This window comes from Caulobacter sp. AP07, from assembly GCF_000281955.1.
In the GTDB taxonomy this organism is placed as follows: domain Bacteria; phylum Pseudomonadota; class Alphaproteobacteria; order Caulobacterales; family Caulobacteraceae; genus Caulobacter.
Window position 1 is genome coordinate 1 of sequence record NZ_AKKF01000114.1, and the last position, 1,403, is coordinate 1,403.

Below are 1,403 nucleotides of genomic sequence, written 5' to 3' on the forward strand. Positions count from 1 at the left end.
CACCCGCCGTTGCGGATGCCGGCGATCATCGAGGCGTGGTTCTGGGCGTCGGAGAAGATGACCAGGCCCGGCAGGATCTTCTGCAGGGCCGACAGGCTGGCCTCGTTGGAGACGTAGCCCGAGGTGAACAGCAGGGCCGCTTCCTTGCCGTGCAGATCGGCCAGTTCGGCCTCCAGCTCGACATGGTGGTGGTTGGTGCCCGAGATGTTGCGCGTGCCGCCCGAGCCCGAGCCGTGGTCGTCGATCGCCGCATGCATGGCGTCCAGCACCACGGGGTTCTGACCCTGGCCGAGATAGTCGTTGGAGCACCAGACCACGATCTCGCTCTCGCCGCCGTCCGGACGGGTCCAGGTGGCGCGCGGGAAGGCGCCGCGATGGCGCTTCACATCGGCGAACACCCGATAGCGGCCCTCGTCACGGATCTGGTCGACGGCGCTGCGGAACGCGGCTTTGTAGTTCATGGCATCTTTACCCGACGGACTTTGGCGAGTCCGATCGGTCCCTTCTCAAGGCTTGGCTTTTCGCACCAGCGACGCGCCCTGTCCACATAGGGACGATTACCTACGAAGACCAACGCGCGAACGGCCGCCTTGTCTTCGTGAGTGAACAGGCCCGCCGCGCTCCGAGCGACTCAGCTCAGTTGCGACAACTTTCCCCGTAGCATCTGCAGCACGGCGGAGAAGTCCTTGCCGCCGAATCCGTTGCCGTCGAACAGGGCGTAGAGCGCCTCGGCCTGGGCGCCCATCGGGGTGCTCGCCCCGGCCTTGGCGGCGGCGTCCTGGGCCAGCTTCAGGTCCTTGAGCATCATCGCCGTGGCGAACCCGCCGTCGTAGTTCCTGTCGGCCGGGGTCGAGGGGCCGACGCCGGGGACCGGGCAATAGGTCGACACCGACCAGCACTGGCCCGACGACTTGCTGGCGATCTCGAAGAACCGGTCGGCGGCCAGGCCCAGCTTCTCGGCCAGGGCGAAGGCCTCGCAGGTTCCCAGCATCGAGACGCCCAGCAGCATGTTGTTGCAGATCTTGGCCGCCTGCCCCGCCCCGTGGTCGCCGGCGTGGATGGTCACCCGCGACATCGGTTCCAGCGCCGCCTCGACGGCGGCGAAGTCGGCGGCGTCGCAGCCGACCATGAAGGCCAGGGTCCCCGCCTCGGCGGCCATGGTCCCGCCCGAAACCGGCGCGTCGGCGAAGCGGAAACCCGCCGCCTTGGCCTGGGCGGCCACCGCACGGGCGCTCTCGACGTCGATGGTCGAGCAGTCGATCAGCAAGGCGGTCTTGGGCGCGGCGCTCAGGATCTGATCGCTGTAGACCCCGCGCACATGCTGCCCGGCCGGCAGCATGGTGATCACGACCTCGGCGTCCTTGACCGCCTCGGCCACCGAGGCCGCCGCATGGCAGGCGGCC

The 1,403-nt window shown here is 68.7% G+C and carries 2 protein-coding genes; both read right to left on the reverse strand.

The window, feature by feature from the left end; all coding sequences use genetic code 11:
* Positions 1-461, reverse strand: a 461-nt coding sequence (locus PMI01_RS06405) for an aminotransferase class I/II-fold pyridoxal phosphate-dependent enzyme (RefSeq protein ID WP_007665738.1), incomplete at its 3' end; no start/stop codon positions are given.
* Positions 462-631: 170 nt separating this feature from the next.
* Positions 632-1,403: 3-hydroxyisobutyrate dehydrogenase (gene mmsB, locus PMI01_RS06410; RefSeq protein ID WP_007665740.1), on the reverse strand; the 772-nt coding region annotated here is incomplete at its 5' end.